A 26,617-nucleotide genomic window follows, 5' to 3' on the forward strand; every position below is an offset into this window, starting at 1 on the left:
CGGCCCCCGCGTCCTACCAGCCGGCGGACGGTCCCGTCAGCTCCCTGATCGCCGGACGGGCGGCGTCCAGCACGGTCATGAACCACGCGGAGAACGGGCCCTCGGCATGCCGCTCGGCCAGCTCCCCGGCCGTCACGAACACCGTCTCGCCCACCTCCTCCGCATCCGGCCGCGGCAGCTCCCGCACCAGGCCCACGAAGAGGTGGTTGAACTCCTGCTCGACCAGCCCGGAGGCGGGATCCGGGTGGTTGTAGCGCACCGTGCCCGCCTCGGCCATCAGCGCGGGCGAGACCCCCAGCTCCTCGTACGTGCGCCGGGCGGCGGCGGCGAAGGGCGCCTCGCCCGGGTACGGGTGACCGCAGCAGGTGTTGGACCAGACACCGGGGGAGTGGTACTTGCCGAGCGCGCGGCGCTGGAGGAGCAGCCGCCCCTTCTCGTCGAAGAGGAACACGGAGAACGCCCGGTGCAGCAGGCCGGGCGCGAGGTGCGCGGCCAGCTTCTCCTCCGTGCCGATGGTGGTGCCGTTCTCGTCGACCAGTTCGAGCATGATCGCTTCTGCTGCGCTGTCCGACGAGGTGTTCGCCGCGGTGGCTGGTGTGGTCGGCATACCCATCCTTCGCATGTGTTCAGACGCCCCCGTGGTCCGGCGCCCGTGTGCCGGTCCCGTCGAGTCCGGCCCAGTCTGCCGTACAAAAGCGGCTTGTCCGTACTTCGGGTCCAGGCATGTCCGGTTCCGTACGCCGACGCGAGGAGGCGGGACCGGACACGGCGTCAGGTCGTGCGGAGCAGAGGTCCCGCACCGCCGAAGGTGAACGGCGCGTCCGCGAAACCCTACACGCCGGGCCCCCGCGGACCGGGGCGGCGGCCGTCAGTGGCAGAGCCGGGCCTCGTGCTCCGCGTGGCCGCTCGGCTCCAGCTGGAAGGTGCAGTGCTCCACGTCGAAATGGTCGCCGAGGCAGCCCTGCAGTTCGTGCAGCAGCTTCTCGTGCCCCACCGAGTCGAGGAAGTCCTGCTGGACCACCACATGGGCGGAGAGCACCGGCATCCCCGAGGTGATCGTCCAGGCGTGCAGATCGTGGACGTCCAGCACCCCGGGCAGGGCCGTGATGTGGTCGCGCACCTCCGCCATGTCGACCCCGGGGGGAGCCGCCTCCAGCAGCACGTTCAGCGTCTCGCGGAGCAGCTTCACCGTCCTCGGGACGATCATCAGCCCGATCACCAGCGAGGCGACCGGGTCCGCCGCCTGCCAGCCGGTCGCCATGATGACGCCCGCCGAGACCAGCACCGTCACCGAGCCGAGGGTGTCGGCGAGCACCTCCAGATAGGCGCCCCGCACATTGAGGCTCTCCTTCTGCCCCCGCATCAGCAGCGACAGCGACACCATGTTGGCGACCAGACCCACCACGGCGAAGGCGATCGTCAGCCCGCCCCGGGTCTCGGTGGGGGTGATGAAGCGGTCCACCGCCTCGTAGAGCAGGAAGCCGCCCACCCCCAGCAGCAGCAGACAGTTGGCCAGGGCGGCCAGGATCTCGGCGCGGGCGTAGCCGAAGGTGCGGTTCGGCCCGGCCGGCCGGTTGGCGAAGTGGATCGCCAGCAGCGCCATGCCCAGACCCAGCGAGTCGGTCGCCATGTGCGCCGCGTCGGCGATCAGCGCGAGCGAACCCGACAGCACGCCCCCGACGACCTCCAGCACCGTCACGCCCAGGGTGATGGCCAGCGCGATCCGCAGCCGCCCCTTGTGCGCGGCCGCCGCCGTGCCGGTGGGCGGCGGCCCGCCGTGCGCGTGTCCGTGATCGTGCCCTGCCCCCATGAGGACGCCTCCCGGTCGTCTGCGGAAACCGGACGGAACCGCCCGGACCCGGTTCAGTCAACTACGGGTGGGGGGTATGGGGCAACACGGCACTGAACACGGTTATCAACTCCTCTGACCTGCGGAAATGTCCCCAGGTCAGAGGAGTGCGGGCACCCCGGACCGGTCAGCGCGCCACCGTCGGCGGATGGTGCAGCCGCCAGCCCTCCCAGGCCGACTCCACCATGTCGCGCACCCCGCGCCGGGCCTTCCAGCCCAGCTCCCCGGAGATCCGGTCGCACGAGGCGACCGCCTTCGCGGCGTCACCGGGACGCCGCGGTCCGACCACCGGCTCCGTGGTGAGCCCGGTGACCTCCGCCACCAGATCCGCCAGCTCCCGCACCGAGACGCCCTCGCCCCGGCCGATGTTCACGGTCAGGTCGCCGGGCTCGTCCCGTGCCGCCAGCCGACGGGCGACGGTGAGGTGCGCGTCGGCCAGGTCCGCCACGTGGATGTAGTCGCGGATGCCGGTGCCGTCGGGCGTGGGGTAGTCGTCCCCGAAGATCCGGGGCCCCTCGCCCCGGGTCAGCCGGTCGAAGAACATCGGGATCACATTGAACACACCCAGGTCCGCGAGACCCGGCTCGGCGGCACCCGCCACGTTGAAATAGCGCAGACAGCCGGTGGACAGCCCGTGCGCCCGCCCCGCCGCCCGCACCAGCCACTCACCGGCGAGCTTCGTCTCGCCGTACGGGTTGATCGGGACGCAGGGCTCCTCCTCGGTGATCAGCTCGGCGGCGGGGACGCCGTACACCGCCGCCGACGAGGAGAACAGGAAGCTGCGCACACCCGCGGCGACGACCGCCTCCAGCAGGACGGTCAGCCCCGTCACGTTCTCCCGGTAGTAGTGCAGCGGACGCTCCACCGACTCCCCGACCTGCTTCTTCGCTGCGAGATGCACCACACCGCTCACCGCGTGCCCGGTCAGCACCCGGTCCAGCAGCGCACGGTCGGAGACCGAGCCGCGGACCAGCTCGACCCCGTCCGGCAGCCGCTCCGGGCGGCCCGTGGACAGATCGTCCAGGACGACCACCCGCTCCCCGGCCTCCCGCATCGCCCGCACCACATGGGCCCCGATGTATCCCGCTCCGCCAGTGATCAGCCATGTCATGCGGGCCAGACTACGAGACGCCGGACGGGCCCCCGCCCCCGCGTTTTGTCAGCCGAGGCGGCCATCGACCATGATGATCGCGGACGCGGTCGCATGATGTCGGTCCACCCCGAACGGAGCACAAACGGGCAGTGAACTCCCGCTTCCGTTCATCCGATAGCCTCTGCCGACATGCCGCCGGCCGTATCCAGGCCGCGCTGTCGCGCGCCGACCCGTGTCAGCACCAAGGAGTGAGTTCGTCTGTCGACCGCCATTCTCACCGGTGCCCCGGTACCCGGATCCCCGCTCCAGGACGATCTGCGGTCGCTGGGCTTCGACGTCCAGACCGCCCCCGACGTGTCCCGGGCGGCGGCACTGCTCTCCGAGGTCCCCGCCGGTCACCGCGTCGCCCTCGTCGACCCCCGCTTCGTCGGGCACGTCCACGCCCTGCGGCTCGGACTCACCGACCCGCGCTTCCCCGCCGCCGCCGTCCCCGGGGCGCTCACCGTGCAGCCCGAGGCGCGTGCCGCCCTGGTCAGCGCCCTGCGCACCACCACCGAGGCGGTGGGCGCGGGCGTTCCCGCGGGCCCGCCCGGAGCCACCGCCGTGGTCACCGACCGCACGGTGCCCGGCCGGCTGGCCGCCACCATGGACGCCGAGGGCACCGCGGTCCAGCGCCCGGAGCTGGGCACCCTGGTCGCCGCCGTGCCGGCCGACGAGCCCGCCCGCGCCGCCGCACGGGACCGGGTGGCCGAGGTCGACGACGAGGCGGTGCGGCTGCGCAGCGCCGTGAAGGCCCGCGACGGCTTCTTCACCACGTACTGCATCAGCCCGTACTCGCGCTACCTCGCCCGCTGGTGCGCGCGCCGCGGGCTCACCCCGAACCAGGTCACCACCGCCTCGCTGCTCACCGCGCTGATCGCGGCCGGCTGCGCGGCCACCGGCACCCGCGGCGGATACGTCGCCGCCGGGATCCTGCTCCTCCTCTCCTTCGTGCTGGACTGCACCGACGGGCAGCTCGCCCGCTACTCCCTGCAGTACTCCACGATGGGCGCCTGGCTGGACGCCACCTTCGACCGGGCCAAGGAGTACGCGTACTACGCGGGCCTGGCCCTCGGCGCCGCACGCGGCGGGGACGACGTCTGGGCCCTGGCGCTCGGCGCGATGGTCCTCCAGTCCTGCCGGCACATCATCGACTTCTCGTTCAACGAGGCCAACCACGACGCGGTCGCGAACAGCAGCCCCACCGCCGCCCTCTCCGACAAGCTCGACAGCGTCGGCTGGACGGTCTGGGTGCGCCGCATGATCGTGCTCCCGATCGGCGAACGCTGGGCGATGATCGCCGTGCTCACCGCCCTCACCACCCCGCGCGTCGTCTTCTACGCCCTGCTCGTCGGCTGCGCCTTCGCCGCCTGCTACACCACGGCGGGACGGCTGCTGCGCTCCGTGACCCGGCGGGCCCGGCGCACCGACCGCGCCGCCCGTGCCCTCGCGGACCTCGCCGACTCCGGGCCCGTCGCCGAACTGGTGGCCGCCCGCGCGCCGAGGATCGGCGGTGCCTGGACCGCCCCGGTCGTCGCGCTCGTCGGGACCGGCGCCCTGATCGCCGCCGCGCTCCAGCAGCCCTTCGGCAGCCGCCAGACGATCATCGCCGCCGCGTTCTACGCCGTCTGCTCCGGCATAGCCGTGGCCCGCCCCCTCAAGGGCGCGCTCGACTGGCTCGTGCCCCCGGTCTTCCGGGCGGCGGAGTACTGCACGATCCTGATCCTGGCCGCCCGCAGCGACGTCGACGGGGCGCTCCCCGCGGCCTTCGGCCTGGTCGCGGCCGTCGCCTACCACCACTACGACACGGTGTACCGCATCCGGGGCGGCTCCGGAGCCCCGCCCGCGTGGCTGGTGCGCACCATCGGCGGACACGAGGGCCGGACCCTGGTGGTGACCGTCCTCGCCGCCGTCCTCACGGCACCCTCCGACTTCACCACGGCCCTCACCGTCCTCGCGGTGGCCGTCGCGCTCGTCGTGCTCGTGGAGTCCATCCGCTTCTGGGTGTCCTCCGGGGCACCCGCCGTCCACGACGAAGGAGAACCCGCATGATCGGCCTCGTACTGGCAGCCGGCGCAGGGCGGCGGCTGCGCCCCTACACCGACACGCTCCCCAAGGCCCTCGTGCCCGTCGACGGCGACAGAACGGTCCTCGACCTCACCCTCGCCAACTTCGCCGAGATCGGTCTCACCGAGGCCGCGATCGTCGTCGGCTACCGCAAGGAGGCCGTCTACGCGCGCAAGGAGGAGCTGGAGGCGACGTACGGTCTGAAGCTCACCCTCGTCGACAACGACAAGGCCGAGGAGTGGAACAACGCCTACTCCCTGTGGTGCGCCCGTGACGTGCTGAAGCGCGGCGTGATCCTCGCCAACGGCGACACCGTGCACCCGGTCTCCGTCGAGAAGACGCTGCTCGCCGCCCGCGGCGAGGGCAAGGGGATCATCCTCGCCCTCGACACGGTGAAGCAGCTCGCCGACGAGGAGATGAAGGTCGTCGTCGAGGACGGCAGGGGCGTCCGCCGGATCACCAAGCTGATGGACCCGGCCGAGGCCACCGGCGAGTACATCGGCGTCACCCTCATCGAGGCCGAGGCGGCCGAGGAGCTGGCCGACGCCCTCAGGGCCACCTTCGAGCGCGACTCCGACCTCTACTACGAGGACGGCTACCAGGAGCTGGTCAATCGCGGCTTCAAGGTCGACGTGCAGCCGATCGGCGACGTGACGTGGGTCGAGATCGACAACCACGAGGACCTCGCCAAGGGCCGGGAGATCGCATGCCGGTACTGACCCGACTCATCCCCTCCCCGGTCTTCGTCGACATCAGCCGGGGCGCCATGGACGATCTGGCCGGCCTCCTGGTCGACCAGCGGATCTCCGGCTCCGGCAAGCTCGCCATCGCGATCAGCGCCGGCTCCGGACTGGCGCTGCGCGAGAAGCTGGCCCCCGCCCTGCCGGGCGCCGACTGGTACTGCGTGGCCTCCGGTGACATCGATGCCGCCGTGCAGCTCGCGGACGACATCAAGGGCAAGCGCTACGACGCCGTGGTCGGCCTCGGCGGCGGCAAGATCATCGACGTGGCGAAGTACGCCGCGGCCCGGGTCGGCCTGCCGCTGGTCTCGGTCGCCACCAACCTGGCCCACGACGGCCTCTGCTCGCCCGTCGCCACCCTGGACAACGACAACGGCCGGGGCTCCTACGGGGTCCCGATGCCGATCGCCATGGTCATCGACCTCTCCGTCATCCGCGAGGCCCCGGACCGCTTCGTCCGCTCCGGCGTCGGCGACGCGATCTCCAACATCTCCGCGATCGCCGACTGGGAGCTCTCGCACCGGGTCAACGGCGAGCCGGTCGACGGACTGGCCGCCGCCATGGCCCGTACCGCGGGCGAGGCCGTCCTGCGCCACCCCGGCACCGTCGCCGACGACGAGTTCCTCACCGTCCTCGCGGAGTCGCTGGTCCTCTCCGGCATCGCCATCTCCATCAGCGGCGACACCCGGCCCTCGTCCGGCGCCTGCCACGAGATCAGCCACGCCTTCGACCTGCTCTTCCCCCGGCGGGCCGCCAGCCACGGCGAGCAGGTCGGCCTCGGTGCCGCCTTCGCCATGCACCTGCGCGGCGCCAGGGACGAGTCCGGGCTCTTCGCCGAGGTCCTGCGCCGGCACGGCCTGCCGGTCCTGCCCGAGGAGATCGGCTTCAGCGCCGACGAGTTCGTGCAGGCCGTCGAGTACGCCCCGCAGACCCGTCCGGGACGCTTCACGGTCCTGGAACACCTCAACCTCTCCACCGACCAGATCAGGGACGCGTACGCCGACTATGCCAAGACCATCAGTAGCTGAACTCCGCCCGGTCGTTCACCCGCCGGGGGTCAAGGACCGGCGCAGCGGCGAGCACTGGGCGGGCCGGATATACATGCGCGAGGTCTCCCTGCGCGTGGACCGGTACCTGGTGAACACGAAGGTGACGCCCAACCAGCTCACCTATCTGATGACCGTCGCCGGTGTGCTCGCCGCCCCGGCCCTGCTCGTGCCGGGCATCCCCGGCGCACTGCTCGGCGTCCTCATGGTCCAGCTCTATCTGCTGCTGGACTGTGTGGACGGCGAGCTGGCGCGCTGGAAGAAGCAGTTCTCGCTGGGCGGGGTCTACCTGGACCGCGTCGGCGCCTATCTGTGCGACGCGGCCGTGCTGGTCGGCTTCGGCCTGCGCGCCGCCGATCTGTGGGGCAGCGGGCGCATCGACTGGCTCTGGGCCTTCCTGGGCACCCTGGCCGCCCTGGGCGCCATCCTGATCAAGGCCGAGACCGACCTCGTCGGCGTCGCGCGCCACCAGGGCGGACTGCCGCCCGTCAAGGAATCGGCCTCGGAGCCGCGCTCCTCCGGCATGGCGCTGGCGCGCCGGGCCGCGGGCGCGCTCAAGTTCCACCGGCTGATCCTCTGTGTCGAGGCGTCCCTGGTGATCCTGGTCGCGGCCGTGCTGGACGCCGTCCGCGACGATCTGTTCTTCAGCCGTCTCGCGGTGGCGGTGCTGGCCGGCATCGCGCTGCTCCAGACGCTCCTCCACCTCGTGTCGGTCCTGGCATCGAGCAGGCTCAAGTGAGTTCCCCCATGAAACTCGGCGCGGTCATCATCACGATGGGCAACCGCCCCGCCGAACTGCGGGCCCTCCTCGATTCGGTCGCCGCGCAGGAGGGCGACCGGATCGAGGTGGTCGTCGTCGGCAACGGCTCACCCGTCCCGGACGTCCCCGCAGGCGTGCGCACCGTCGAGCTGCCGGAGAACCTCGGCATCCCCGGCGGCCGCAACGTGGGCATCGAGGCCTTCGGGCCCTCCGGCGCCGACGTCGACGCGCTGCTGTTCCTCGACGACGACGGGCACCTGCCGCGTACGGACACCGCCGAACTGTGCCGGAAGGCGTTCGAGGCCGATGCCCGGCTGGGCATCATCAGCTTCCGGATCGCCGACCCGGACACGGGCGAGACCCAGCGTCGGCACGTCCCGAGGCTCCGCGCCGCCGATCCGATGCGCTCCTCGCGGGTGACGACCTTCCTCGGCGGCGCCAACGCCGTCCGTACCCGGGTCATCGCCGAGGTCGGCCCGTTGCCGGGCGACTTCTTCTACGCGCACGAGGAGACCGACCTCGCCTGGCGGGCGCTCGACGCCGGGTGGCTGATCGACTACCGCGCGGACATGGTCCTCAACCACCCCACCACCGCCCCGTCCCGGCACGCGGTCTACCACCGCATGGTGGCCCGCAACCGGGTCTGGCTGGCCCGCCGCAATCTGCCGGCGCCGCTCGTCCCGGTGTACCTGGGCGTCTGGATGCTGCTGACCCTGCTCCGCCGCCCCTCGGGCCCCGCGCTGAAGGCATGGTTCGGTGGCTTCCGGGAAGGCTGGACGACCCCCTGCGGACCGCGCCGTCCGATGAAGTGGCGTACGGTGTGGCGGCTGACCAGACTCGGCCGCCCTCCCGTGATCTGAGAGGTTCGCCTCTGGGACCATGAGGCGTAGATACTTCTGCCGGGACCCTGTCCGCCCCTGTGCCGCGCCCGTGAACGACCGCGCGTTCCGAATACGAGAGTTTCAACTGGTGAGTGACACAACCCACGACGGTGCTGTTGCGCTGAGCACCCCGCCATCCGCCGACGACGGCCTGGGCGCCGCCGAGCTGGCCGCGAAGTACGGTCTGGCGGTCAGCGGCGCCCGCCCCGGACTCGTCGAGTACGTGCGCCAGCTGTGGGGGCGCCGCCACTTCATCCTGGCGTTCTCCCGGGCCAAGCTGACCGCCCAGTACAGCCAGGCCAAGCTGGGCCAGCTGTGGCAGGTGGCCACCCCGCTGCTGAACGCCGGGGTGTACTTCGTCATCTTCGGTCTCATCCTCGGCACCAAGCGGGGGATGGGCTCGGACGTCTTCATCCCCTTCCTGGTCACCGGGGTGTTCGTCTTCACCTTCACCCAGAGTTCGGTGATGGCCGGGGTCCGGGCCATCTCCGGCAACCTGGGGCTGGTGCGGGCGCTGCACTTCCCCCGGGCCTCGCTGCCCATCTCGTTCTCGCTCCAGCAGCTCCAGCAGCTGCTGTACTCGATGATCGTGCTGGTCGCGGTGACCGTCGGCTTCGGCAGCTACCCCTCGCTGTCCTGGCTGCTGGTGCTCCCGGCGCTGGCCCTGCAGTTCCTCTTCAACACCGGCCTGGCGCTGATCATGGCCAGGCTCGGGGCCAAGACGCCCGACCTGGCCCAGCTGATGCCGTTCATCATGCGGACCTGGATGTACGCCTCCGGCGTCATGTTCTCGATCAAGGAGATGCTGGCCGACCAGCCGGCCTGGATCACCGATGTGCTCCAGTACAACCCGGCGGCCATCTACATGGACCTGATCCGCTTCGCGATGATCGACGGCTACGGCTCGGACAACCTGCCGGCGCACGTCTGGGTGGTGGGTCTGGCCTGGGCGGTCGTGGTCGGCCTCGCGGGCTTCGTGTTTTTCTGGAAGGCAGAGGAGCGGTACGGCCGTGGCTGAGCAGAACTCCGCGGGGCGCGTCCCCACCGTGATCGCCGACGGGGTGCACATCGTGTACCGCGTCAACGGCGGCGGCGGTGGCAAGGGCAGCGCCACCGTGGCACTGAGCCGGATACTGCGCCGCGGCAAGGGCGAGGCGCGCGGGGTCCGCAAGGTGCACGCCGTGCGCGGTGTCTCCTTCACCGCCTACCGGGGCGAGGCCATCGGCCTCATCGGCACCAACGGCTCCGGCAAGTCCACCCTGCTGCGGGCCATCGCGGGACTGCTGCCGACCGAGCACGGCAAGGTGTACACGGACGGGCAGCCCTCGCTGCTCGGCGTGAACGCGGCGCTGATGAGCGATCTGACCGGCGAGCGCAACGTGGTGCTCGGCGGACTCGCGATGGGCATGTCCCGCGAGGAGATCCGCGAGCGCTACCAGGGCATCGTCGACTTCTCCGGGATCAACGAGAAGGGCGACTTCATCACGCTGCCGATGCGGACGTACTCCTCCGGTATGGCCGCCCGGCTGCGCTTCTCCATCGCCGCCGCCAAGAACCACGACGTCCTCATGATCGACGAGGCCCTGGCCACCGGTGACCGCAAGTTCCAGATCCGCTCCGAGGAGCGCATCCGCGAGCTGCGCAAGGAGGCCGGCACGGTGTTTCTGGTCAGCCACAGCAACAAGTCGATCAGGGACACCTGCGACCGGGTGCTGTGGCTGGAGAAGGGCGAGCTGCTGATGGACGGCCCCACCGACGAGGTCCTCAAGGCGTACGAGCGGGAGACCGGCAAGTAGGGCGCCCGAACGACGTCGGCCTTCAGGACCCGGTTGCGGTCCTGAAGGCCGACGTCGTTGTACGGGGGGATGCCCCCTACCTAGGGAGCGGCCACGCCGTCCGGCGGGCGGAGTGCCTGCCAGGCGTCGGCGGCCGCCGTTCCGGGGTGGACGGGCGCGTCGTGCAGCCAGTGGGTGATGAGCCCCATCACGGCCCCGGTCGCGCAGTGGGCGCGCATCTCGACGACGGGGGAGTCGGACGCGCCGACCCCGGCCTCGACCAGCTGGAGCGTCACCTGCTCGGCGACCAGCTGGTGCAGGCGGTTGATGAAGCGCGCCGATCCGCACGGCCCGAGCATCCGGCGGTAGAGCACCGCGTGCGCGTCGACGTGGTCCAGTATGTCGACGAACGCCTGCGGCATGTCGTGCGGCAGCACCACGAGGGGACACCGCGCGACCAGGCCGACCAGTCCGGCCAGCTCGTTCTCCATCGCGTCCAGCAGCAACTCGTCGCGGTCGCGGTAGTGCTGGTAGACCGTCGCGCGATTGATGGTGGCCCGCTCGGCGACGTGGGCGATGGTGATGGACTCGGGCTCGCGCTCGATGGCGAGCTCCAGGACGGCGGCCCGCAACAGGGCACGGGTCCGCTGCACCCGGGGATCGACGCGCTTGGTCATCTGGCCAGCCTACACGGGTTAGGCGACAGGTGTCGCGGACTGGGAGCCGTCCAGAGCCCGGCCGGTACCACGGCCGGGGTCCTCGAGCAGCAGGCCGTACTCAAGGGCCCGGACGACGGCGAGCGTGCGGTTGGGACAGTTCAGCTTGGCCAGGACGTTGCCGACCAGCCGCTTCACGCCGTGCTCGGAGATCTGCAGCCGTCTGGCGGCCTGCTTGTTGCTCAGCCCCTCGGCCACCAGGCGGAGCACCTGGAGCTCGCGCGGGGTCAGCCCGGTGCCCGGTGTTCCCCAGGGCTGTGTCTCGGTGGCCGGCTGACCGTTCTGCCGCAGCACCCGCCGGGCGAGCGCCGTCGACACGTAGAACTTGCCGGCCATGACGTCCGAGACGGCGTCGCCGAAGACCCGTGGCGTGAGCCCGGACCAGTCGATCAGGGCCTGGACGCACGAGTGGGTGGTCCGCGGGACTCCGAGCGAGTCGGAGCCGTCGACCAGCAGCAGGAGCCGGACCCGGTGTTCGCTCAGGCCGTCGGAGGCGGCCGGGTTCTCGGTGGTCGCGAGCTCTGCCGCGGACATGACCACCAGGTCGCAGGTCTCGACGCCCGCTCGCGCCGCTTCCTCACCGGTGCCGAAACACACGACGTCGTCGACGTCGGGAAGGAGACGGAGCATTCCCTCGACTCCGTATCTGAGGACCTCGTTCTGCAGGATCAGCGCGATTCGGAGACCGGTCTCGTCTGATCGGGTCACCACTTGGAATCCTCCTGTGTGGAATATCAACTGCGGGCTGGGACGGCTATCGCGGACATCAGGCCGGCTCGGACGGGCAGGTCGGTGACCGACCAGGTTTCGAACGCGCACCCCGCAACCCTGTGGCTCACGCGTGCGCCGGCCCGTCCGGGGGCCACGTCGATCGCCCCGAGTTCGGCTTCGATGCCTATTCCGCTGGCTTTGACGACCGCTTCCTTCCTGGTCCAGCAGCGGATGAACTCGGCGGCGCGGAGCGCCGGCGGAACTCTGCCCAGATGGCGCCGTTCGTCCGCGCTCAGGATCGCGGGCGTGAGCGAGGACACGTCCATCGGACGCACCAGCTCCAGGTCGACCCCGACCCGGACGCCCTCGACGGCGGCGCACACCCAGTGGGGGCCGGACCGGGAGAGACTGAACTCCCAGCGCGTGCGCGGTCTGCTGATGTAGGGACGGCCGTGGCTCGTGCGACCGCAGCCGGCGCACGCGCGCCGGCCGAACCGGATCCTTGCCGGGTCGCACCCCAGGATTTCGGCGAGACACCGTCGCACCTCGGCGTGCGCGGTGGCGTAGTGCACGGAACGTAGCGGGTCGCGAAAGGCCGCGACCTTTCCGCGTTCCTCGGCGGAGAGGAGACCGAGATCGTCGGAGGTGACTCGGCCGGCGGATCGCCCGTGCCGGACCACCACCCCGTCCGGTACGTCGGTGCGGGCGAATTGTTTCAAAAGATCCGCTGTGAACGTACTCATAGGAAACGAAACACCCCCCGTGTTCGTGCAGGACCGGCTATCGGCTGCTCGCTGCGTTCTCAATGCAACACGGCTCCGCTGTACTTCCGCTGTACGCTCCGCGGCCCGCGATGCCCCGATTCGAATGTGACTCTTCGTCACCTCGGGTTCGTTCCGCCGACGCCTGCGGGCCGCCCGATCGGGGTGCCCCATCGGGTAGCCCGGAGGTGGCCGCGGGGCACTCCGGAAGGCCCCCTCGGGTCGGCCTCCCGACAGGGTGCCGACTGCTGTGAGGATGCATCCGAATCTGCCGACGCCTGTACGGAGGCCATCGATGAAGACATCAGACCCCGAGCCGAGCGCCCTGGAAACGGACGTGTGCGTGGTCGGCGGTGGAGCCACCGCGCTGTACGGCGCGCTGCTGTGCGCGCGGGCGGGCCACGCGGTCGTACTGGTCTTCTCCCAGGACGAGTTCGAGGCCGCCGGGGCGGGGATCTCACCGCTGCTGGCCCCGCCCACACTCGGACTGCTGGCCGCCTCGGGCGTCGACGGGGAACTCACCTCGGCCGGCCGGAAGGTCCTGGGCGTGGACGACCACGGCAGTACGGGGATGCTCTCCAGCTGGCGGTACGCCGACCACGCCGGGATCGCCCGGCCGTACGGTCTCACCGTGCCGACGGGGACCACCGTCCAGGCGCTGCTCACCGCACTGCGCGCGCAGCCGCAGGCCACCGTGCTGACCGGCGAGGGCGTCGTCTCGGTGGAGCAGGACGACCGGCGCGTCGTGCTCGGCTTCGAACGGACCGGCGGACAGGACGGTGGCGTGCCCGCGCGGCGGCGCGTCGTGGCCCGTTACGCCGTGGCCGCCGACGGCCGGCACTCCGCCCTGCGCGACCTGGTGGGCGTCCGGCCGGAGGTCTCGTCCTTCGACCGGCCGGCCTGGCTGCTGGTGGCGCCGGACGTACCGGGACGCGAGTCCGTCCTGCTGGTACGCCACCGGGCTCCGCGCGCCCTCTTCACCATCCCCACCCCGGGCCCCTCGTCCGCCATTGTCTGGTCTCCCGCCCGGGACCAGGAGGAGCGACTGGAACAGGGCGGCCCGGCCGAGCTCGCCGATCAGATCAAGGAGGTCGACCCCGAGCTGTCCGAGTGGCTGGGCACGGTCGACGGCCGTACCTCGCCGGTGATGCGGCTGGGCTTCTCGCTCTGGCGGGCTCCTTCCTGGCGGGTCGGCCGGGTGCTGCTGGTCGGTGAGAGCGTGCACGGGCTCCACACGCTCGGCGGCCAGGGACTCAACCAGTCGCTGCAGGGGGCCGCTTCGGCGGCCGCGGCGATCGGGACGGCCCTCACGTCCGGGAACCCGGCGGCGATCGAGGACTACGAGAGGGTGCGCCGTCCGCACGTCGAACGGCTGCAGGCCCTCCAGTGGAACCTGCAGGCGCTGGGCTACGGCACCGCACCGGCGGTGAAGGGCGCGCACGAGGACTTCATCGACGTGATGACCGCACTGCCCCCGGAGCTCGTCGAGCAGCTCGCCGGAAGCGACGTCCCGGCCTGAGCACGCGCACGGAACCGGTGGAGGGCGCCCCCGGCGGGGGACGCCCTCCACCGGCGTGTCAGCGGCCCGGCGCCGGAACCCGCCGCGGCGAGCGCGGCCCGGGCGGGACGCCTTCGCCCCCGAGTTCGTACGCGGCCCGCAGCCCCTGCTCGACGGCGCGGACGGCGTTCAGGCCGCGGGCGTCCGCCGCCCCGCCCACCAGCCGGTACGGGACGCCCAGTCCGGTGAGCAGCGGGCGCAGGCCGTCCGCCGGGACCTGCCCGGCCGCGATCACCACCGAGTCGGCGGGCAGCAGCCGCCGCACCCCGTCCCCGTCGGTCAGCAGGACTCCGTCCGGCAGGACCGCCTCGTAGCGGACACCGGTCAGCCACTCGGCGCCCCCTCGCCTCAGCTCGGCAAGCACCGCCCAGCGGGTGCTGCGGCCCATGCCCTCTCCGATCCGGCCCGACCGGCGCAGCAGCGTCACCGAGCGGCGCGGGGTCAGCAGATGCGCCAGGTCCACGGCGATGCCGCCGCCGCCGACCACCACGACGCGCTCGCCCAGCGCTTCGGGGTGGGCGAACGCCCGCCGGTAGTCGACGACGTGGGGCAGGTACTCGCCCGGCAGGCCGGCCGGGCGCGGGAGCACCCCGGTCGCCGCCAGCACGCCGTCGAAGCGCCGCAGCGACTCGGCGTCCGAGGCGTCGACGGGGTGGTTCAGACGCACCGTCACCCCGAGCCGGCGCAGTTCGCCGGCGAAGTACCCGACGGTGGCGCCGAAGTCCGCCTTGCCGGGTACGAGCCGGGCGAGCCGGAACTGGCCGCCGAGTTCCGTCCCGGCCTCGAAGAGCTCCACCCGATGCCCCAGCGAGGCCAGCGCGCGAGCGCCCTCCAGCCCGGCGGGGCCACCGCCGACCACCGCGAAACGGCCACGCCCGGCACCGTGCCGACGCGCGGGCACCGGGAATTCGGTCTCCCTCCCGGCGCGCGGGTTGACCAGGCAGGAGACCGGCTCGTCACCGAGCGAGCGGTCGATGCACGCCTCGTTGCAGGCGATGCAGACATTCGGTGCCGGGCCGTTCACCAGCCGGGACTTTCGGACGATGGCCGGGTCGGCCAGGAACGGACGCGCCATGGAGACGAAATCGGCGTCCCCACGGGCCAGGACCCGCTCCGCGAGCTCCATCCGGTTGATCCGGTTGGAGGCGATCACCGGGGTGGACAACCCGGCCCGCCGCAGCGACCGGCGGATCCGCGCGGCGTGGCCGACCCAGGCGCCCGGCTCCACGACGCTCTGCACCGTCGGTGTCCGGGACTCGTGCCAGCCGACGCCCACGTTGAGCGCCGCGACCCCGGCGCGGGCCAGCAGTCCGGCGAACCGCTGCACGTCGTCCGCCGTACTGGACCCCTCCATCAGGTCGGTGCCGGAGATCCGGAACAGCACGGGGAAATCCGGCCCGGTCGCCGCCCGCACGGCGTCCAGCACCGCGAGCGGGAACCGCGTCCGGCGCCGGGCGTCACCGCCCCAGCGGTCCTCGCGCAGATTGGTCAGCGGCGAGAGGAACTGGTTGAGCAGATAGCCTTCGGAGGCCATCACCTCCACCGCGTCGAAGCCCAGCTCACGGGCGCGTGCCGCGCCCGCCGCGAACGCGTCGAGCAGTCGCGCCATGCCGCCCTCGTCCAGAGCCCGCGGCACCCCGAAGGGGCCCGGTAGTGCCGACGGCGCGACCGGGCTGCGGCCGGTCGCCGCCGCCGAGGTGCAGCGCCCGGCGTGGAAGAGTTGAAGGGCGATGCGTCCGCCCTCGCGGTGGACCGCGTCCGCCCAGGCCGCGAGGGCCCGGTGCCGGGCGGGGTCGTCGATCCGGGCGTAGTGCCGGCCCCCGGAGCCTTCCGGGCTCACCGCGCACCCTCCGGTGACGATGAGCCCGGCGCCGCCCCGGGCGCGCTCGGCGTAGAAGGCCGCCACGGCGGCGCCGTCGTCCTCGCGCGTCTCCAGATTGAGGTGCATGGCACCCATGACGATCCGGTTGGCGAGCGTCAGCCCGCCGATGTCACCGGGGCGGAACACGTGCTTCAGCACCTGAGGGCCTTTCGTTCGGACCGGACCGGAGGGCAGCGCCGTCTCAGCCCTCCCCGGCCGGCCGCGGGGGCAGGCTGAGGGGTGCGGAGGCGTCGGCGAAGAAGGGCGGGGCGACCACGCTCAGACCGCCGTCCACCACCAGCGTCTGCCCGGTGACGTACTCCGACGCGGGCGAGAGCAGGAAGGTGATCGCGTCCGCCACCTCCTGGACACTGCCGGGCCTGCCCTTCGGGATCCGGTCGAGCACGGTGTCCATGCGGGGCATTCCGGGCACACCGTAGAAGAACTCCAGCGAGTCCGAGTCGATCAGCCCGCCGTTCACCGCGTTCACATTGATGCCGTACGGAGCGAACTCCAGCGCCATGGAACGCACCCAGGACTCGAGCGCCGCCTTCATCGATCCGAGCGCGGCGTACGTCGGATAGGCGCGGATGCTGCCGTAGCTCGACATCGCCACGATCCGGCCGCCGTCGTCCATCAGCCGGACGGCCTGTTGGGCGCCGAGCACGAACGGCCGCAGGTTCATCGCGTACGACCGGTCCAGATGGTGCGGCTTCAGATCCATGATGTTCTTGAACGCGCCGGCCGCCGCGTTGGAGACGAAGTGGTCGAGGCGTCCGAACTCCGCCCGCACCGCGGCGAACAGTTCCTCGACGCCCTCCACCGACTCCACGTCCGCCCGCACGGCGAGGCCCCGGCCCCCGGCCTCCTCCAGCTCGGCCACCGTCTTGCCCGCCAGATCGGCGTTCCTTTTGTAGTTCACCACCACGGTGGCACCGGCCCGGCCCAGGGTCAGCGCGAGCGCCCTGCCGATTCCCCTGGACGCGCCGGTGATCAGCACGATCCGGTCCTTGAACGGTGCGGCGACGGGGCTCACAGGCCGGCCTCCGCACCGCTCAGCAGCTCCCGGAACACGACCGCCTTCTGGATCTCGTTGGTGCCCTCCTCGAAGCGTTGGGCCCGTGCGTCCCGGTAGACCCGCTCGATGGGGCTGCTCTTCCAGTACCCCGAACCTCCGTGCACCTGAAGGGCCTTGTCGGTGACCCGGGTGAGCATGTCGACCGCCGTGAGCTTGGCCATCGAGGAGAGCTTCGCCGCGTCCCGCCCGCCGGCCTCCCAGCGGCGCGCCGCGTGCAGTGCCAGCTGACGGCTCGCCTCGATGTCGGCCTCGTTCTCCGCGAGCATGAACTGCAGGGCCTGCCGGGAGGTCAGCGGCTTGCCGAAGGTCACCCGGCCGCGGGCGTACTCCAGCGCTAGCTCCTGGGCCCGGCTCGCCAGCCCCACACAGCTCATCGCCACGGAGATCCGCGACGGCGTCAGAAAACCGCCCAGGGCCACCGCCAGGCCGTCCCCCTCGGCGCCGAGGCGGTGGGCCACCGGCACGGGAGTGCGGTCGAAGGTGAGCCGGGCGTGGTCGGTGCCCACCACGCCCATGGTCTGCGAGGTGTCCTCGACCGTCACCCCGGGGGCGTCGCGCGGCACCATGAGCGCCACCGTTCCCTCGTGGCCGGTGCTGCCGGCCACCCGTGCGGCCAGCAGCCAGTAGTCGCAGCGCACCCCGAAGGTGATCAGGTGCTTCGCGCCGGTCAGGTAGTACGTGTCGCCCTCCCTGACCACCGTCGACCGCAGGTCGGCGCCGGAACCGGCCTGCGGTTCGGTGAGCGTGAAGGCGACCCTGATCCGGCCCGCGACCGCAGGCAGCACGAACCGCTCGCGCTGCTCGGGGGTGGCGAACTCGTCCATCGCCCGCCAGGTGCCGTTGACGACGTGGACGATCATCCGGATCGAGGCGTGCGAGCGGGCGAACAGCTCGATCAGCTCCATCCACTGCGGGAACGAGACGCCGCGCCCGCCGTACGCGGGCGGCGCGGCCAGCGACAGATAGCCGCGCTCGCGCAGTTCGGTCCACAGCTCCTCCGGCACCGTGCCCGAGGACTCGATCCGTTCGGCCCACACCTCGGCGGGCCCGGCGACGTACGCGGCGATCTCGGCCCGGAGCCGCTCGAACACCGTCGGGTCCAGGGCCGGTGTGCGGGGGACGACGTCTGTGGCGTTCATGCGTGCTGCTCCTCGGGGACGGTCCGGAGCGGGGCGTCGGCCCGCTGCCGGAGGACGAACTTCTGTACCTTGCCTGCGGGGTTGCGCGGCAGCCGGTCCACCAGCCGCAGCCGCTCCGGCCAGTAGTGCTTGGAGACCCGGTGCTGCTCCAGGTACTTGCGCATCGCGTCCAGATCGAGGTCGCCGCCCTCGGTGAGCACGACGAAGGCACAGGCGCGTTCGCCGAGCCGTTCGTCGGGCATCCCGACCACCGCCACCTCGTCGACCGAGGGATGACGGTGCAGCAGGTCCTCGATCTCCGCGACCGGGACCTTCTCCCCGCCCCGGTTGATGACGTCCTTGACCCGGCCGGTGATGCGCAGACAGCCGTCGGATCCGATCACCGCGAGATCACCGGTCCGGTACCAGCCGTCCCCGGTCCACACCTCGGCGGTGAGGTCGGGCCGGTCGAGATACCCGACGAAGGGCGTCGGGGTGTGGACCTCCAGATTTCCCTCGTGGCCGGCCGGGAGCACCGTGCCGGTGTCGTCGGTGACCCGCAGCCCGACACCGTCCATCGCGCGGCCGTCGGACCCCCATGTCGTCGAGGGCTCGTCGTCCGGCGCGGACAGCGCCCCCAGACACGTCTCGGTGGTGCCGAACGCCCCGCACACGGAGGTGCCGAGCACCCGCGTCGCCCGCTCGGCGAGATGGCGCGGAACGGCGGCGCCGGCGACCACGAAGACCCGCAGCGCGGCCGGGGCCGGCCGGCCGTCGGCGACCTCCCGCACCAGGTCGGCCAGGAACGGCGTCGCCGCCTGGACGAAGGTGCCGCCGTGCTCGCGCAGCGCCCGCAGGGCGGTCCCCGCGTCCCACTGCGCCTGCACCAGTTGGGGTACGCCCAGCGTGACGCCGAGCCACATGCCGTAGAGGAAGCCGGTCTGATGGGCCAGCGGGGAAGGAATGTGGACGACGTCGCTGTCGTCGAGACCCAGCCGTTCGATCTGGAGGCGGACCGCGTGGCCGAGCGTGTCGTGGCGGTGCAGCACGCCCTTGGGCTCGCCGGTGGTGCCGGAGGTGAAGAGCAACTGGGCGAGGGCGTCGGGAGCGGGGCCGCGGCCGGCGAGCGCCCCGGGGTCCGGCTCGGCGGCGGTGACCGCGGCGTTCCAGTCCGACCAGCCGAGTCCCGCGGCCTCGGCGGGCAGCTCCACCGGGGCACGGTCGGCGGAGACCACCGAGACGTGGCGCAGCGCGCCCCGGGCGGCCGGGTCCTCGGCGAGCCAGGCGGCGGTCTCCCGGCCGTGCTCGCGGTTGCGGAAGCGGTCGGGGACGAGCAGCACCCGCGCACCGGAGCGGCGCAGGGCGAAGGCCAGTTCACGCTCGCGGAAGATCGGCATGAGCGGGCAGCAGACCGCACCGATCCGGAGGACCGCCAGCGAGACCTCGACGAACTCGGACCAGTTGGGCAGCTGGTAGGCCACCGGTTCGCCCGGCTCGACGCCGAGGGACAGCAGGGTCGCGGCCGCCCGGTCCACCCGGCGGTCCAGCTCGCGCCAGGTGAGCGAGGTGTCGCCGCCCCGGCGCACGTCCACCACGGCGGTGGCGTCCGGCCGCTGCCGGGCCCAGTGCCGCAGCAGGTCGGGCAGCGACTGCGGAGGGGTGGCGGGCGCGGCCGATTCGACGGACATCCGGAGTCCGAGGCCGGTCATGTCGTCCAGGAAGGCCGGATAGGAGATCCGGTAGGCGCGCGGGTACGTCAGGGTGGTGGTCCCCCGGGCCCTGGTGCCGGCCAGCGCGAGCGACATCAGCACCCGGTGGTCGTTGTACGAGGAGAGCCCCGCGCCCTCCAGCCCGCTCACCCCGCGGACCAGCAGCCGGTCACCCGCCACGCGGAGGTCTCCGCCCATGTCGTTGAGCTGGAGCATTGCCGCGACCCGGTCGGACTCCTTGAGCCGGACGTGGCCGATGTGCTCGAAGACCGTCTCGCCCGACGCGAAGGTCGCCAGCGTGGCGAGTGCCGGGAGCATGTCGGGAATGCCCCGGCAGTCCACGGTGGTGGCGTGCAGCCGGACGCCGTCATGGCGTATCCGCAGGCCGCCCGCCCGTTCGTCGACCTCCATGGGCACGCCCATCCGTCCGACCACGTCGAGGAAACGCGCCTCCGGGTGGTCCACGGGGTCGCCGTCGAGCCGGGTGATGCCGCGCAGAGTGACGTCGGCGGGGTGGAGGGCGGCGGCGACGATGCCGAACGCGGCGGAGCCGAGGTCCGGAGGGATCGTCAGATCGGTCGGGACGGCCCGCTGGTCCGGTTCGATCTCGAACCGCCGCCAGTCGTCCGAGACGTCCACCCGCAGGCCGAAGCGGCGCATCATCGCCACCGTCAGCTCGATGTACGGCTGCTCGTTGACCTGGCCCCGCACCTCGATGACGGTGCGCCCGGTGGCGAACGGGGCGAGCAGGACCAGTCCGGACACCCACTGGGAGAGGGTGCCGGGAACGACCACCCGGCCGCCGGACGGCCGGACCGGCCGCACGTGCACCGGAGGGCAGCCGTCCGCCGAGTCCAGCTGGACGCCCAGCTCGCGCAGGGCGTCCAGCAGCGGACCCACCGGCCGGCGCTGGAAGTACTTCTGGCCGGTCACCGTGACGGGGGAATCGGCGAGCGAGGCGAGACCCAGCATGAAGTACAGCGTGGTCCCGGAACTTCCGGCCGAGACGCTCTCGCGGCGCGGACGGTAGGGGCCGCCCCGTACGACGTAGCTGTCGCCCTCGACGGTGATCCGGGTGCCGAGGTCGCGCAGCAGGCGGATGGTGTACTGCACATGACGGGCGTCGGAGACGCCGGTGATCCGGCTGGTGCCCTCGGCGAGCGAGGCGAGTATCAGGGCCCGGTGCACGTGGTACTTGGAAGGCGGAACCGTGAGCTCACCTCTGAGTGGCTGCCGGTTCGGCCTGAGCGTGAGATGCATGAACTGCCTTTCCGGCTCGGCGGATCGGGGCGGGGCGGCGGTTCACTCCGGGATCGCGCCGTGCTCCAGGTAGGCGACCGCGCGGCCCACCGTGGTGAGCCGGTCGAAGATCTCGTTCGGCACCTCGACGCCGAAGCGCCGCTGGACCAGGACGAACACGGACACGATCGACAGCGAGTCGAGTTCCAGGTCGTCGACGAACGAGGACTCCAGGACCACCTCGTCGGCCGGGACCTCGGCGACCTCGTCGAGGATCTCCTTGAGGATCTGCAGGGTGTCGCTCTGAACGGTGCTCATGGTCGGTCTCCTAGCGGACGTGACGGGTGTCGTCGGTGGGTTCGGGAGGCGCGGCGGCCGGTACGGGCGCGGTCACCGGCGCCGTGGGCAGCCGGATCACCTGGCCCGCCCAGACGAGGCCGGTCCCGAAGGACAGCAGCAGGGCCAGGCCGCCGGGCTTCGCGGCGCCGGTGGCGAGCATCTGCTGCATGGCGAGCGGGATGGACACGGCCGAGGTGTTGCCGTGGTTCTCGATGCTGCGGGCCACCGAGACGTGGTCCGGCAGCTTCAGCTCGCCTACCAGCTGGTCGGTGATCCGGTCATTGGCCTGGTGCGGAATGAAGGAGTCGAGCGCGTCGGTGCTCACCCCGGCACGTTCCAGGGCGTGCTCGGCGACCGGACCGAGGTGGTACGCGGCCCACCTGAACACCTCGCGGCCGTTCATGGTGATCCGCGGCCAGGGGGTGTCGGGGGAGTCCCGCAGCGCGCTCCAGGACGCGCTCTGGCGGATGGTGTCCTTCTGGGAGCCGTCCGAGCCCCAGGCGACCGGGCCGATGCCGGGCTGCTCGCTCGGGCCGACGACGACCGCGCCGGCACCGTCACCGAACAGGAAGGCGGTGCCCTTGTCGCGGGTGTCGGTCAGCTCGGACAGCCGTTCCACCGCGATCAGCAGGACGTACGGGGCGCTCTTGGCGGCCACCATGTCGGAGGCCAGGGCGAGGCCGTAGCAGAAGCCCGCGCAGCCCGCCGAGATGTCGAACGCGCCGGGGGCCGACGCACCGATCCGGTCCGCGACCCCGGCCGCGAGCGAGGGGAACTGGTGCAGGTGCGAGACGGTCGAGACGATGACGCACCCCACCTGGTCCGCGGTGATCCCGGCGTTCTCCAGGGCCCGTTCGGCAGCGGTGGCGGCCATGAACTCCACCGTCTCCGACGGGTCGGCCCAATGCCGTAGCCGGATCCCGGACCGGCTGCGGATCCACTCGTCCGAGGAGTCGATCCGCTCGCAGATCATCGCGTTGGTGACCGGCCGCGACGGCAGGTACGTACCGAGTCCCAGCACACCGGTCGCCGCGCCGCGCAGCGTCGTGACGGCGGGGGCCGAGGAGGCGCTCACGACGCGACCGCCGCGGGCTCGAAGTCCTCGGGGCCGCACCAGCGCACCAGCGCGGCGCCCATGCTGAAGCCGGAGCCGAAGGCGGTCAGCACCACCTGGTCGCCGGGGGAGAGCCGGCCGAGCTCCTCGGCCTCCCTCAGGACCAGGGGCACACTGGCGCCCGACGTGTTGCCGTACTTCTGGATGTTGATGACCGTGCGGTCCATCGGCACACCGAGCTCGCCCATGATCCCCTGCAGGATGTACAGGTTCGCCTGGTGCAGCGCGAAGAGGTCGATGTCGTCGGCGGTCCTTCCCGAGGTGTCCAGCAGTTCCTGGATGAACCCCGGCACCCGGCCGACCGCGAACCGGTGCACGGCCTTGCCGTCCAGCGCGCCGAAGTTGTCGCCGAAGCCGCTGCTCATGGGGGTTCCGTCGCGGCGGTGGCGCTTCTCGCGGGCCACCCAGACCGACTCGTAGCCGGACGGGTCGCTGCGCAGCAGCGTGGTGCCGATCCCGCGATCGGGGGCGCAGCGCTCCAGGAGGTAACAGGCCGCTCCGTCACCGAAGATGACGGCAGGCCCAGGGTCCTTCCAGTCCATCGTCCGGGTGCTGACATCGGCCATCACCACGGCGACCCGGCGGAACTGGCCGGTGGCGACGTACTTCGCGCCCACGTCCAGGGCGAACACCCCGCCGGGGCAGGCACCGCTGTTGATGTCGAATCCGGTCGCCCCGTTCGCGCCGGCCTTGCGGATGACGAGCATCGCGGTGGGCGGCGTCATGTTGTCCGGGGTGTATGTCCCGCAGACGACCAGGTCGACATCTGACGGGGTGATCCCCGAGCGGTCGCAGGCGTCCAGCAGGGCCGCCGTGCCGAGGTCCGAGGTCCACTCGCCCTCGGCGGCCATCCGGCGGTTCTCCACGCCGATGTTCGCCCGGATCCAGTCGTCCCGCGTCAGGAGGATCTCCTCCAGATCGGAATTGCTGAGATTCTTCTCCGGCAGATAGCGGCCGATGGCCCTTATGCCCACGCCCCAGGGCCGCTGCTCGGTGCCCGAAGTCTTCATGATCGGTCTGTACTCACTTTCGGAATGGAGAATTCGAACGCGGGATCAGGCGATTCGGCGTCGGGATTCCCGACGGTTCGCCCGTGCCTTCTCCCAGGCGGAAACCGCCTTTTCCAGCAGATGCGGATGTCCGTGCAGCACCTCGGCCAGGGCCCGCTCCGCCTCGGCGGCACCGGAGAGGAACTCCATTTCCTGCCGGCCGCCCCGCGCGCGCAGGAAGTTGTCACCCATCACGACGAGCTTCCCGTCGGGCAGCACCCGGGAGCAGAGCACCGTCCCCGCGAGAGGGGAGTCCTCGGTGGTGCGGTGGAAGTCGACGATCCAGGCGTAGTCGGCGACGTCCAGGTGCTCGTGGCCGATCCGGTAGACCGGCGCCCAGACTCCGTCCGCGCCGGCGCGCAGCACGGTGCGGTAGCCGTCGCGTTCCACCATCCGGAACCGCCAGCCGTCCTGCTCCTGCGGCTCGTCGGCCAGCAGCAGCGGCCGGGGCGGGGAGAGCATCAGGAAGCCGACGTCGACCAGCCAGCTGCTTCCCTCCGCCTCGACGACGAGTGCCAGATGGTCCCAGTGCGGCCACCACTCGTTGCTGACCCGCCACATCTGGCCGGCCACCAGACGCACCTCGAATCCGAGGGTGCGCAGGAACGCGCCGAACAGGGGCGTGGTCTCCAGGCACGTCCCGCCGCGCCGCCGGCGGACCACCCGGTCGAATGTGTCCGCGAGATCCAGCGACGGCACCCCGCCGTCGAGCGTGTCGAGCATTTCGTAGGGAATCGCGAGCAGATGGGCCGAGCACAGTGCCCGCAGACATGCGGCACTCGTCTCCAGCGGCCCGTCGTATCCCAGGCGGCGCACGTACTCGTTCCACGGGAACGCGTCGGAACCCGAAGACGTGGACGAAGTGGATGCGGCGGATTCCAAGGGATTCTCCGATGGCTGTGGATACGGGAGTCACGTGGTGACCGGCCTTTGTCGTGATGAAGTCTCGGGGGAGCGCGTCGCCGGTCAGAAGACCCGACTGCCCTGACCGAAGGTGCAGCCCGATGACCCTGCCCCCGCGGTGAGATTCGGGCAGCTGGATCAGGTCTTGGCGGTCCCCGCAGGGCGGGCGACAGTACGCAGGACACCGGTCGACGGGAGGACTTCGCCCCGCCGCCGGACTCGATCCGCGGTCGTCCCGCGGAGTGACCCGCGACCCTGGAGAGGCGACGATGAACAGCAACGCCGTGGAAGCGGACGGGGCCGGCACGGCCCGGCGCCCGGCGAACCGCAGCATCCTGTCGGTGCCGCCCGAGCTGGCCGACGAGCAGCTGATCACCCGGATGGGCATCGAGATCACCTCGTGGGACGCCGACCGGATGGTCGGCACCATGCCGGTGGCGGGCAACCGCCAGCCGTTCGGCTGGCTCCACGGCGGTGCCAACGCCGTCCTCGCCGAGACGCTCGGCTCGCTGGCCGCCGGAATGCACGTGGCACCCCGTGGCGCGGTGGCCGGGCTCGAACTGTCCTGCACGCACCACCGGTCGGCGCGCAGCGGGCTCGTCACCGGAGTCTGCACTCCGCTGCACCGGGGCGACCGGGTGGTCACCTACCAGGTCGAGATCACCGACAGCAGGGGCCGGCTCACCTGCACGGCACGGCTGACCTGCCTGATCAGCAAGCGCTGAAACGAGAGGCGGTTCCATGTCCACGCACACCGCGCGGCGCGCGGACGCCACCACAGGCCACGACGGCGAACGGGGGACGGAGCCGGGCCGGACCGAATTCCGCCGCGCGATGGGCCTGCTGCCCACCGGGGTCGCCGTGGTCACGGTCGGCAGCGGCGAGCAGACGGAGGCGGTGACGGTCGGTTCGCTGCTGTCCGTGTCGCTGGACCCCGCACTCGTCCTGGTGAGCCTCGGGTCGACCGGGCGCCTCGTCGAGGCCATCGACCGGGTCGGCGGCTTCGCCGTGAACGTCCTGACGACGGAGCAGAGCGACCTGTCCGCCTGCTTCGCCTCCCACGACCGGCCGCACGGCAGGGGAGCCGAGGAACGGCTCGGGGGCACGCCCGGTGCCAGTGGGCACGTGCTGCTCCGGGACGCGGCGCTCTCGCTGGAGTGCCGCACCGAACACCGCTATCCCGGCGGCGACCACGTGCTGTTCCTCGGCCGGGTCGACGCCCTGCACACGGCCCGAGCGGCCGGTTCGCCGCTGGTGCACCACCGCGGCGCCTACACCTCGCTGAAGGACCCGTCCTGAAACCGGCCCGGTCGGTCCCGGGCGCGTTCTTCGCAGGCCCCACGACGAAGGAGCGGAACAGATGGCACGTTCGGTACTGGTCACCGGCGGCAACCGGGGCATCGGCCTGGCCGTGGCCCGCAGGTTCGCGGCCAACGGCGACAAGGTGGCCGTCACCCACCGGGGCTCCGGCGCCCCCGACGGCCTGTTCGGCGTCAAGTGCGACGTGACGGACGGCGCGGAGATCGCCAGGGCCTTCGCCGAGGCGGAGGAGGCCCACGGGCCGGTCGAGGTGGTGGTGGCGAACGCCGGCATCACCCAGGACGGCCTGCTGATGCGCATGGGCGACGAGCAGTTCCGGCGGGTGCTCGACACCAACCTCGGCGGCGCCTTCCGGACCGCCCGGCAGGCGGCCACCGAGATGGTGCGCCTGCGCCGCGGGCGCATGGTCTTCATGTCCTCGGTCGCCGGGCTGCACGGATCGGCGGGCCAGGCCAACTACGCGGCGGGCAAGGCGGGAATGATCGGCCTGGCCCGTTCGCTGGCCCGCGAGTTCGGCCCCAGGGGCATCACCGTCAACGTGGTGGCCCCCGGTCTCATCGACACGGACATGAGCGCGGAGCTCAGCGAGAAGCAGCGCGAGGGGGTCGTCGCACAGGTGCCGCTGGGCCGCGCCGGCACCGCGCAGGACGTCGCCGGAGCGGTGTTCTGGCTGGCCTCGGACGAGGCGGCCTACGTCACCGGAGCCCTGATCCCGGTCGACGGCGGACTGGGCATGGGGCACTGAGACCCGCGTCATGGGCACACGGCGGTGGGGGGGGGGGGCAACCCCCCGCCCCCCCCCCCCGCCGGCCCCCCCGGGGGCCCGCCCCCCCCCCCGGGGGGGGCCGCCCCCCGCCCCGCCCGCGCCCCCCGCCGCGGGCGCCCCGCCCC

General features: G+C 72.0%; 24 protein-coding genes and 1 pseudogene. 11 read left to right on the top strand and 14 right to left on the bottom strand.

Features of this window, described 5'->3' with window-relative positions; translation table 11 throughout:
• Positions 1–13: 13 nt before the first annotated feature.
• The 3 genes from idi to galE form a co-directional block, all read right to left on the bottom strand.
• On the bottom strand, positions 14–607 hold the full coding sequence (gene idi / locus ACZ4FH_RS14950) for an isopentenyl-diphosphate Delta-isomerase (RefSeq protein WP_467304878.1): 594 nt from the start codon (positions 605–607) through the stop codon (positions 14–16).
• 261 nt (positions 608–868) lie between these two features.
• A complete protein-coding gene (locus tag ACZ4FH_RS14955; protein ID WP_467304879.1) occupies positions 869–1,810 on the bottom strand; it encodes a cation diffusion facilitator family transporter in 942 nt (313 codons plus the stop codon).
• A 166-nt stretch (positions 1,811–1,976) separates the two neighbouring features.
• The gene (gene galE / locus ACZ4FH_RS14960; protein ID WP_467304880.1) at positions 1,977–2,960 is read right to left on the bottom strand and encodes a UDP-glucose 4-epimerase GalE; all 984 of its coding nucleotides are present in this window, start codon (positions 2,958–2,960) and stop codon (positions 1,977–1,979) included.
• A 297-nt stretch (positions 2,961–3,257) separates the two neighbouring features.
• On the opposite strand from galE, the gene ACZ4FH_RS14965 reads away from it, so the two are divergent.
• The 7 genes from ACZ4FH_RS14965 to ACZ4FH_RS14995 all read left to right on the top strand — a co-directional run bounded on the left by ACZ4FH_RS14965 (position 3,258) and on the right by ACZ4FH_RS14995 (position 10,271).
• Positions 3,258–5,033, top strand: a complete 1,776-nt coding sequence (locus ACZ4FH_RS14965) for a DUF5941 domain-containing protein (RefSeq protein WP_467304923.1) — start codon at positions 3,258–3,260, stop codon at positions 5,031–5,033.
• The gene (locus ACZ4FH_RS14970; RefSeq protein WP_467304881.1) at positions 5,030–5,767 is read left to right on the top strand and encodes a phosphocholine cytidylyltransferase family protein; all 738 of its coding nucleotides are present in this window, start codon (positions 5,030–5,032) and stop codon (positions 5,765–5,767) included. The genes ACZ4FH_RS14965 and ACZ4FH_RS14970 overlap by 4 nt, the downstream gene beginning before the upstream one ends.
• Positions 5,755–6,816 (top strand): iron-containing alcohol dehydrogenase family protein, encoded by a 1,062-nt coding sequence (locus ACZ4FH_RS14975; protein WP_383638205.1) that lies wholly within the window; start codon positions 5,755–5,757, stop codon positions 6,814–6,816. Before ACZ4FH_RS14970 ends, ACZ4FH_RS14975 begins: the two co-directional genes overlap by 13 nt.
• Positions 6,794–7,573, top strand: coding sequence for a CDP-alcohol phosphatidyltransferase family protein (locus tag ACZ4FH_RS14980; protein ID WP_450681223.1), 780 nt, complete (start codon positions 6,794–6,796; stop codon positions 7,571–7,573). The genes ACZ4FH_RS14975 and ACZ4FH_RS14980 overlap by 23 nt, the downstream gene beginning before the upstream one ends.
• 8 nt (positions 7,574–7,581) lie before the next feature.
• Positions 7,582–8,454 (top strand): glycosyltransferase family 2 protein, encoded by an 873-nt coding sequence (locus tag ACZ4FH_RS14985; RefSeq protein ID WP_385108085.1) that lies wholly within the window; start codon positions 7,582–7,584, stop codon positions 8,452–8,454.
• A 109-nt stretch (positions 8,455–8,563) separates the two neighbouring features.
• Positions 8,564–9,493 (top strand): ABC transporter permease, encoded by a 930-nt coding sequence (locus ACZ4FH_RS14990; protein ID WP_467304882.1) that lies wholly within the window; start codon positions 8,564–8,566, stop codon positions 9,491–9,493.
• On the top strand, positions 9,486–10,271 hold the full coding sequence (locus tag ACZ4FH_RS14995; RefSeq protein WP_467304884.1) for an ABC transporter ATP-binding protein: 786 nt from the start codon (positions 9,486–9,488) through the stop codon (positions 10,269–10,271). Before ACZ4FH_RS14990 ends, ACZ4FH_RS14995 begins: the two co-directional genes overlap by 8 nt.
• An 80-nt stretch (positions 10,272–10,351) precedes the next feature.
• On the opposite strand, the gene ACZ4FH_RS15000 is transcribed toward ACZ4FH_RS14995, so the two are convergent.
• From ACZ4FH_RS15000 to ACZ4FH_RS15010, 3 genes are read right to left on the bottom strand one after another with little or no spacing between them, the layout of a single operon-like run.
• The gene (locus ACZ4FH_RS15000) at positions 10,352–10,927 is read right to left on the bottom strand and encodes a TetR/AcrR family transcriptional regulator (protein ID WP_467304886.1); all 576 of its coding nucleotides are present in this window, start codon (positions 10,925–10,927) and stop codon (positions 10,352–10,354) included.
• An 18-nt stretch (positions 10,928–10,945) separates the two neighbouring features.
• On the bottom strand, positions 10,946–11,677 hold the full coding sequence (locus ACZ4FH_RS15005; RefSeq protein ID WP_467304888.1) for a helix-turn-helix transcriptional regulator: 732 nt from the start codon (positions 11,675–11,677) through the stop codon (positions 10,946–10,948).
• A gap of 23 nt (positions 11,678–11,700) precedes the next feature.
• Positions 11,701–12,420 (bottom strand): 4'-phosphopantetheinyl transferase family protein, encoded by a 720-nt coding sequence (locus ACZ4FH_RS15010; RefSeq protein WP_467304890.1) that lies wholly within the window; start codon positions 12,418–12,420, stop codon positions 11,701–11,703.
• Between the two features lie 313 nt (positions 12,421–12,733).
• On the opposite strand from ACZ4FH_RS15010, the gene ACZ4FH_RS15015 reads away from it, so the two are divergent.
• Positions 12,734–13,957, top strand: a complete 1,224-nt coding sequence (locus ACZ4FH_RS15015) for an FAD-dependent oxidoreductase (protein ID WP_467304892.1) — start codon at positions 12,734–12,736, stop codon at positions 13,955–13,957.
• A gap of 58 nt (positions 13,958–14,015) precedes the next feature.
• Here ACZ4FH_RS15015 and ACZ4FH_RS15020 read toward each other — a convergent pair whose 3' ends face one another.
• From ACZ4FH_RS15020 to ACZ4FH_RS15055, 8 genes and pseudogenes are all read right to left on the bottom strand, one after another.
• Positions 14,016–16,016, bottom strand: coding sequence for an oxidoreductase (locus ACZ4FH_RS15020; protein ID WP_467304893.1), 2,001 nt, complete (start codon positions 16,014–16,016; stop codon positions 14,016–14,018).
• 43 nt (positions 16,017–16,059) lie between these two features.
• On the bottom strand, positions 16,060–16,893 hold the full coding sequence (chcA, locus tag ACZ4FH_RS15025; protein ID WP_467304894.1) for a 1-cyclohexenylcarbonyl-CoA reductase: 834 nt from the start codon (positions 16,891–16,893) through the stop codon (positions 16,060–16,062).
• Positions 16,890–18,074: an acyl-CoA dehydrogenase family protein gene (locus ACZ4FH_RS15030; protein ID WP_467304896.1), complete on the bottom strand. Its 1,185-nt coding sequence runs from the start codon at positions 18,072–18,074 to the stop codon at positions 16,890–16,892. The genes chcA and ACZ4FH_RS15030 overlap by 4 nt, the downstream gene beginning before the upstream one ends.
• Positions 18,071–21,022, bottom strand: a complete 2,952-nt coding sequence (gene aroA, locus ACZ4FH_RS15035) for a 3-phosphoshikimate 1-carboxyvinyltransferase (protein WP_467304897.1) — start codon at positions 21,020–21,022, stop codon at positions 18,071–18,073. Before aroA ends, ACZ4FH_RS15030 begins: the two co-directional genes overlap by 4 nt.
• 42 nt (positions 21,023–21,064) lie before the next feature.
• Positions 21,065–21,319 (bottom strand): acyl carrier protein, encoded by a 255-nt coding sequence (locus tag ACZ4FH_RS15040; RefSeq protein WP_467304899.1) that lies wholly within the window; start codon positions 21,317–21,319, stop codon positions 21,065–21,067.
• A gap of 85 nt (positions 21,320–21,404) precedes the next feature.
• Positions 21,405–22,415, bottom strand: a pseudogene (locus ACZ4FH_RS15045) (beta-ketoacyl-ACP synthase III); the annotation flags it as partial.
• Positions 22,412–23,464 (bottom strand): 3-oxoacyl-ACP synthase III family protein, encoded by a 1,053-nt coding sequence (locus tag ACZ4FH_RS15050; protein ID WP_467304901.1) that lies wholly within the window; start codon positions 23,462–23,464, stop codon positions 22,412–22,414. The gene ACZ4FH_RS15050 and the pseudogene ACZ4FH_RS15045, both read right to left, overlap by 4 nt.
• A 45-nt stretch (positions 23,465–23,509) precedes the next feature.
• On the bottom strand, positions 23,510–24,319 hold the full coding sequence (locus ACZ4FH_RS15055) for an arylamine N-acetyltransferase family protein (protein WP_467304902.1): 810 nt from the start codon (positions 24,317–24,319) through the stop codon (positions 23,510–23,512).
• Positions 24,320–24,675: 356 nt separating this feature from the next.
• Between ACZ4FH_RS15055 and ACZ4FH_RS15060 the strand changes: the two genes are divergently transcribed.
• The 3 genes from ACZ4FH_RS15060 (at position 24,676) to fabG (ending at position 26,471) form a co-directional block, all read left to right on the top strand.
• Positions 24,676–25,131 (top strand): PaaI family thioesterase, encoded by a 456-nt coding sequence (locus ACZ4FH_RS15060; protein ID WP_467304903.1) that lies wholly within the window; start codon positions 24,676–24,678, stop codon positions 25,129–25,131.
• Between the two features lie 16 nt (positions 25,132–25,147).
• A complete protein-coding gene (locus tag ACZ4FH_RS15065) occupies positions 25,148–25,705 on the top strand; it encodes a flavin reductase family protein (RefSeq protein WP_467304904.1) in 558 nt (185 codons plus the stop codon).
• 61 nt (positions 25,706–25,766) lie between these two features.
• Positions 25,767–26,471, top strand: coding sequence for a 3-oxoacyl-ACP reductase FabG (fabG, locus tag ACZ4FH_RS15070; protein ID WP_467304905.1), 705 nt, complete (start codon positions 25,767–25,769; stop codon positions 26,469–26,471).
• Positions 26,472–26,617: the final 146 nt, after the last annotated feature.

The sequence above is a fragment of the Streptomyces sp. NPDC024555 genome (genome assembly GCF_055559335.1).

Bases quoted from the DNA above. Each gene is read 5' to 3' on its own strand.
- ACZ4FH_RS15040 (WP_467304899.1), bottom strand. From the start codon at position 21,319: ATGAGCACCGTTCAGAGCGACACCCTGCAGATCCTCAAGGAGATCCTC.
- ACZ4FH_RS14985 (WP_385108085.1), top strand. From the start codon at position 7,582: ATGAAACTCGGCGCGGTCATCATCACGATGGGCAACCGCCCCGCCGAA.
- ACZ4FH_RS14955 (WP_467304879.1), bottom strand. From the start codon at position 1,810: ATGGGGGCAGGGCACGATCACGGACACGCGCACGGCGGGCCGCCGCCC.
- ACZ4FH_RS15065 (WP_467304904.1), top strand. From the start codon at position 25,148: ATGTCCACGCACACCGCGCGGCGCGCGGACGCCACCACAGGCCACGAC.
- ACZ4FH_RS14975 (WP_383638205.1), top strand. From the start codon at position 5,755: ATGCCGGTACTGACCCGACTCATCCCCTCCCCGGTCTTCGTCGACATC.
- ACZ4FH_RS15015 (WP_467304892.1), top strand. From the start codon at position 12,734: ATGAAGACATCAGACCCCGAGCCGAGCGCCCTGGAAACGGACGTGTGC.
- idi (WP_467304878.1), bottom strand. From the start codon at position 607: ATGCCGACCACACCAGCCACCGCGGCGAACACCTCGTCGGACAGCGCA.
- fabG (WP_467304905.1), top strand. From the start codon at position 25,767: ATGGCACGTTCGGTACTGGTCACCGGCGGCAACCGGGGCATCGGCCTG.
- galE (WP_467304880.1), bottom strand. From the start codon at position 2,960: ATGACATGGCTGATCACTGGCGGAGCGGGATACATCGGGGCCCATGTG.
- ACZ4FH_RS15010 (WP_467304890.1), bottom strand. From the start codon at position 12,420: ATGAGTACGTTCACAGCGGATCTTTTGAAACAATTCGCCCGCACCGAC.
- ACZ4FH_RS14980 (WP_450681223.1), top strand. From the start codon at position 6,794: ATGCCAAGACCATCAGTAGCTGAACTCCGCCCGGTCGTTCACCCGCCG.
- ACZ4FH_RS14970 (WP_467304881.1), top strand. From the start codon at position 5,030: ATGATCGGCCTCGTACTGGCAGCCGGCGCAGGGCGGCGGCTGCGCCCC.
- aroA (WP_467304897.1), bottom strand. From the start codon at position 21,022: ATGCATCTCACGCTCAGGCCGAACCGGCAGCCACTCAGAGGTGAGCTC.
- ACZ4FH_RS15050 (WP_467304901.1), bottom strand. From the start codon at position 23,464: ATGAAGACTTCGGGCACCGAGCAGCGGCCCTGGGGCGTGGGCATAAGG.
- ACZ4FH_RS15060 (WP_467304903.1), top strand. From the start codon at position 24,676: ATGAACAGCAACGCCGTGGAAGCGGACGGGGCCGGCACGGCCCGGCGC.
- ACZ4FH_RS15030 (WP_467304896.1), bottom strand. From the start codon at position 18,074: ATGAACGCCACAGACGTCGTCCCCCGCACACCGGCCCTGGACCCGACG.
- ACZ4FH_RS15000 (WP_467304886.1), bottom strand. From the start codon at position 10,927: ATGACCAAGCGCGTCGATCCCCGGGTGCAGCGGACCCGTGCCCTGTTG.